Raw genomic sequence first — 5,310 nt, 5'->3', positions numbered from 1 at the left:
CCGAGAAGCAGGCGGGGATCCTGGCGTGGATCGTGGTCATGGGCATGAGCGCGCTGGGCGGGAGCATGTTCCCCGCCGAATTCCTGCCCGAAGGCGTGCGCAACCTCTCGCGACTCACGCTGAACTACTGGGCGGTGGAGGGCTACCTCGACCTGATCGTCCGCGACGGCCGGCTGGCCGACGTGCTGCCGCGCACGGCCCTGCTGGCCGGCGTGGGCGTGGTGTTCGCCGGCGTGGGGCAGATGCTCATGCAACGGCGCCTGCGGGAGGTGGTGCGATGAGGTCGGTGTGGCACGTGGCGGTGCAGGACCTGCGTCTGCACCTCGCCGATCGCTCCAACATCTTCTTCCTGGTGCTCATGCCGCTGGGCTTCGTGGTGTTCTTCGCCTTCGTGAACTCTGGCGGCGGGTCGGGCACGACGCGGGTGAGCCTGCCCGTGGTCGACCGGGACGGCGAGTTCCTGTCGCAGGCCTTCGTCGAACAGCTGCGCGGCGAGAACTTCGACGTGCCCGTGTTCAGCGCGGCCGCGGCCGAGACCACGACCTTCGGCACCCGCTCCGTGACCGTGCCCGACAGTTTCACGGCGCACGTGCTGGCCGGCCGGAAGGCCGACGTCGAATTGCGGGCGCGCGCGCGCAGCGATGCCTCGTACGACCTGGCCGGGCAGGCGCGGCTGCACCTGGCCCAGGTGCGCTTCCTGGGCAACCTGGTGCGCTGGGCGGCCGACGCCGACTCGACGGTGCTCGGCCCCGACGGCACCGCCGATCTGGCGCGTCTGGATCCGGCGGAGAAAGGTCGCTTCCTGGCGCTGGTGGCCGAGCCCAGCCGGGTGGAGGTGACGACCGAGACGGCGGGGACGGGCCGTCCCGTCCCGAGCGGCACGCAGCAGAGCGTACCCGGCGTGCTCGTGATGTTCGTGATCATGACCGTGCTGATCGGAGGCAGCGAGGCGCTGACCCGCGAGAAGCAGCAGGGCACCCTGCGGCGCCTGGCCACCACACCGCTGTCGGCCTCGCAGGTGCTGATGGGCAAGACCCTGGGGCTCACGCTGCTCGGCCTGGCCCAGACCGTGATCCTGGTCGTCGCCACCGAGGCGGTCGCCGCGGCGGGACTGTTCGGCATGGACTTCCGCTGGGGTCCGCACCTCCTGGGCGTGGCACCGGTGCTGATCGCCTATTGCGTGTGCGTGGCGGCGCTGGGGATCCTGCTCAGTGGGTTGCTGCGCACGCCCCAGCAGGCCGAGAGCCTGGCGTGGATGTTCGGGCTGTTCATGTCGGCGCTCGGCGGGGCCTGGTGGCCGCTCGAGATCATGCCCGAGCCCATGCGGATGATCGGGCAGGTCTTCCCCACGACCTGGGCCATGCAGGGCCTGCACACCGTGATCACCTACGGGCAGGGTGCTCTGCAGACGGCCCTGCCGATCGTGGTGCTGCTGGGCATGGGTGTGGTGTTCTGGGCGGTCGGCAGCCGGACGTTGCGCGTGGTCTGAGCGCGGTGCGCGGGTCGCGGTGCGGTCTGCGGGTCGCGGTGCGCGGGGCCCCGGACGAAGGACCCCGCGCCCATCCCGCGGGTGCGGGCCGATCGAACCGGATCAGTTGATCGTACGGTCGGACTCGTCGTCGCCCCAGGCCTCGAAGTCGTCGTGACCGCTGCCCCAGCGCGTGCTCAACATGGAGCCGTTGTCCGAGTGCGTCGAGGGGAAGCTCGAGATCATGGTCTCTTCGCCGAGGTCCTCGAGGGAGCGGGTGTCCTCGATCGCGGCCTCTCCCTGGCGGGCGACCATCACGGCCGGGATCGACGTCTCGTCGACCGGTGCAGTCGATTCGACGGGTTCGAAGTTCACCAGCAGCTCGCGGGCGACTTCGGTGTAGGCCTTGCCGCCACGGCTCGACCCCGCGTGCACCACCGTGGGACGGCCGCGGACCGGCATCTCCTGCAGGGTGACCGTGCGCGGAACCATGCCCATGAGGACCTTGTCGCCGTAGTTCTCGTGCAGCTGGTTGACCACGCGCACCGACATGCGGGTGCGGAGGTCGACCATGGTCAGCAGCAGACCTTCACAGGTGAGGTCCGGGTTGAGCGTGTGCTGGACCTCGTCGGTGGTCTGGAGCAGGCGTTCGAGCGTGCGGTAGGAATACTCCTCGGCCTGGACCGGGACGAGGAAGGAGTCCGAGGCCGCCAGGCACAGGCGCATGAGCGGACCGAGCGTGGGCGGGCAGTCGATGAGGACCACGTCGTAGCGCGGGGCGAGCTGATCCATGACTTCGCGCAGGACCAACGGATGGTCCATGGCCACCCGCTGCAGGTCGAGTTCCTGGGAGCCGGTCTGACGGATCGCCGGGACCACCGAGATGCCGTCGAAGGGCGTGGACAGGACCGCGCTCAGCGCGGGGATCTGCTCGTCGAGCAGCACGTCGGCGAGGGAGTGGCGGACGTCGCCGTCGTCGCATCCCACGCTCGGGAGCACTGCGCCCTGCGGGTCGATCTCCATGAGCAACACCTCGCGGCCTTCACGGGCGAAGGCCGACGCGAGGTTGACGGCGGTGGTCGTCTTGCCCACCCCGCCCTTCTGGGATACCACTGCAATGATTCTCGCCATATCGTCAGCTCCTTGCCGGGTTGCCATAGGGATTCGGTGGAGCGTGGGGCAGACAGCGGAACCTATCCCAGGGTGCGGAGCGTTTCCACACGACGATTTGTCGAAGATCCAAATCGTTGTGGTGCAAGATCTTACAGAACCGAAGAAACGGCGTAGGACTTCGTCCCGGAGCATGTGCAAGGTTCCTGACCGATCACCAGGTTGACACTTGTGCCGCGGCCGTTGACCCGAGCCGGCCGTGTGCCTACACTGCCGCCTCGATCCAGACGACGTGCAGCCAGTGCCGACCGCCGAGGCGGTCGCTCCGCCCGCCGAGACATTCGAGGAGGACCCAGCCATGGCTGGAGTGAACAAAGCCATCGTCGTGGGCAATCTGGGACGCGACCCGGAGATGAGGACCACGCAGAACGGCAACCAGATCGCGACGTTCAGCGTGGCGACGAGCCGTCAGTACAACGACCGCGACGGCCAGCGGCAGGAAGAGACGGAGTGGCACCGCATCGTCGCCTTCGGCCGACTGGCCGAGATCTGCGGCCAGTACCTGCACAAGGGCAAGCAGGTGTACATCGAGGGCCGTCTGCAGACCCGGAACTGGGACGACAAGGAGACCGGTCAGAAGCGCTACATGACCGAGATCGTCGCCCAGGAGATGCAGATGCTCAGCCGCGGCGGCGAGGCTCCGTCGGGAGACTCCGGCGACTTCGGCAACCAGAGCCAGGCCGCTCAGAGTGGCAGCAGCGCGCCTGCTCCGGCCGGTGCCGACGACGACGACCTGCCCTTCTGATCGACCTCCCGGTGTCTCGATGCGCGGCCGGTTCCGGAGACGGGGCCGGCCGTGTGCGTTCCGGTCGGGATCGGGCGCGTGTTCCCCTGGCCGTCGGGCGCGCGTCCCGGCTCCGGTCAGTCGCTCCTACCGGCTCCGGTCAGGCGCGGGTGGGGCAGTAGGCGTAGAGCACGCACTCGTCGCAGCGCGGATTGCGGGCCTTGCACACCCGGCGTCCGTGGAAGATCAGCCAGTGCGGGAACATGACCCAGTGCTCGCGCGGGATCAGCCGGTTCAGTTCCCGCTCGATCTGCACCGCGTCTTCCTTGTTCGTGAGCGCCAGCTTGCGGCTCAGCCGCGTGACGTGCGTGTCGACCACGACGCCGTCGGGCTCGTTCCAGATGTTGCCCATGACCACGTTCGCCGTCTTGCGCCCGACCCCGCCCAGCGCCTTCAGCGCTTCCATGTCGCGCGGGACCTCGCCCCCGTGCTCCTCGACGATCGCCCGGCAGGCCTTCTTGATGTTGCGCGCCTTGTTGCGGAACGTGCCCGTGGAGCGGATGTCTTCCTCGATCTCCTCGATCGGCGCGGCGACGAAGTGCTCCGGCCCCGGGTACTTCTCGAAGAGCGTCTCGGTGACCATGTTCACCCGCACGTCCGTGCACTGCGCGCTGAGGATGGTGGCGATCAGCAGCTCGAAGGCGTTGCGGTGGTTCAGCTCGCAGTGGGCGTCGGGGTACTCCCGCTGCAGCGCCTCGAGGATCTCGGGCAGGGCCGGGTTCGGCACCCGGCGGCGCGGGGCGCCCGGCGCGGTGGGGTAGGCCGGGCCCCGGCGGCGGGTGGGGGGCTTGTTCGTGGTGGTGGGCTTCTTGGCCGTGGGCTTCTTGCGGGTGGCGGTCTTCTTCTTCGCGCGGGCGGTGCTGGATCGTTCGGCCATGGGTCGGGTCCGCGGGACAGGGGGAATCGGGTGGGTCGGGGAAGGTGCCACGGCGGCGGCCGGGCGTCCAGACGCAGGGGCGGCGCGGGTGCCCGGCGGCCTCGCGAGGCCGATTCCGGGCTTCCTTGACACCCCGGCACCCCGTGACTAGTCTTCATAGTCGCTTGGCAGGCGGCGCCGGCCCTCGGGTCGGCGTCGTGGTTTCCGCGAAGCCGTGCGGTCACCCCGGCCGCCCCTGCCCGCCACGTTTTCGGGTGCGCCGCTAGCTCAACTGGCAGAGCAGCTGACTCTTAATCAGCCGGTTCGGGGTTCGAGTCCCTGGCGGCGTACCAACCATCGAAAGCCATGTGAATGCGTTGCGGAGTCGGCCGGCACGGGTGTGTCGGCCGATTCTCGTCGGGTGTTCGATCGCGGGTCCGGTTCGTTCCGTCGAACGTGCCGAACCTGCGTCGGCAGCACACCACCCTCAAACGAACTCCGCCACCCTCCGATTGTGCGTCCCGCACAGCACTCGGAGATTCCCGACGTCGTTCGTCCCCCCTTCACAGTACGGCTCGACGTGATCGATCTGCAGATCGTGCGTCGCCGTACACCGCGTCCCGTCCGGCGCGACGAACGCGCAGCGATGTCCGTCGCGCTCGAACACCGCCTCGCGCGTGGCGCGGGGGATGTGGCGCGTGTGGCGGGCCGTCGGCGGATTCGACCGCCTGCGTGGCTTCGGTCGACGCTCGTCGTGGAAGGCGACGAGCACCCGGATCGTTTCCTCCAGGGTCAGCGGCTTCGGCCGCGTGCGGCTCAGGCGCGTGCGCGCGGCCTGCAGAGCGGCGAAGTCCTCACGGGTCATGCTGAACGAGACGGAGACGCGAGCCTCGGGGGGAGATGGGTCCGAAGCCGGCATCGGCGCGTCGCCGCTGGTCGCCCCTCGGGCGGCTCGCACAGCTTCGCTCGTCTCGGCCGACCCACGCACGCACGCCGGCGACGCGGAACCGGAACTCCCCTTCGTGTCTTCCG

6 protein-coding genes and 1 tRNA gene are annotated in these 5,310 nt (G+C 69.3%); 4 read left to right on the top strand and 3 right to left on the bottom strand.

Going from position 1 to position 5,310, the window contains the following annotated elements; all coding sequences use genetic code 11:
- A partial coding sequence (locus VKA86_12585; protein HKK72050.1) for an ABC transporter permease occupies positions 1-281 on the top strand: 281 nt, incomplete at its 5' end.
- Positions 278-1,489 (top strand): ABC transporter permease, encoded by a 1,212-nt coding sequence (locus tag VKA86_12580; GenBank protein ID HKK72049.1) that lies wholly within the window; start codon positions 278-280, stop codon positions 1,487-1,489. The genes VKA86_12585 and VKA86_12580, both read left to right, overlap by 4 nt.
- A 102-nt stretch (positions 1,490-1,591) precedes the next feature.
- Here the strand turns inward: VKA86_12580 and VKA86_12575 are convergent, their stop codons facing one another.
- Positions 1,592-2,599, bottom strand: coding sequence for a ParA family protein (locus VKA86_12575; protein HKK72048.1), 1,008 nt, complete (start codon positions 2,597-2,599; stop codon positions 1,592-1,594).
- Between the two features lie 337 nt (positions 2,600-2,936).
- On the opposite strand from VKA86_12575, the gene VKA86_12570 reads away from it, so the two are divergent.
- Positions 2,937-3,383 carry a single-stranded DNA-binding protein gene (locus tag VKA86_12570; protein HKK72047.1) on the top strand — a complete coding sequence of 149 codons (447 nt, stop codon included), beginning with the start codon at positions 2,937-2,939 and terminating at the stop codon, positions 3,381-3,383.
- 139 nt (positions 3,384-3,522) lie between these two features.
- On the opposite strand, the gene nth is transcribed toward VKA86_12570, so the two are convergent.
- On the bottom strand, positions 3,523-4,299 hold the full coding sequence (gene nth, locus VKA86_12565; GenBank protein HKK72046.1) for an endonuclease III: 777 nt from the start codon (positions 4,297-4,299) through the stop codon (positions 3,523-3,525).
- A gap of 256 nt (positions 4,300-4,555) precedes the next feature.
- Here nth and VKA86_12560 point away from each other — a divergent pair.
- Positions 4,556-4,631, top strand: a tRNA-Lys gene (locus VKA86_12560).
- A 134-nt stretch (positions 4,632-4,765) separates the two neighbouring features.
- Here VKA86_12560 and VKA86_12555 read toward each other — a convergent pair.
- Positions 4,766-5,143: an HNH endonuclease signature motif containing protein gene (locus VKA86_12555; GenBank protein HKK72045.1), complete on the bottom strand. Its 378-nt coding sequence runs from the start codon at positions 5,141-5,143 to the stop codon at positions 4,766-4,768.
- Positions 5,144-5,310 lie beyond the last annotated feature (167 nt).

The organism is Candidatus Krumholzibacteriia bacterium (assembly GCA_035268685.1).
GTDB lineage: Bacteria > Krumholzibacteriota > Krumholzibacteriia > JAJRXK01 > JAJRXK01 > JAJRXK01.
This window is presented reverse-complemented; position numbering and strand designations above follow the sequence as displayed.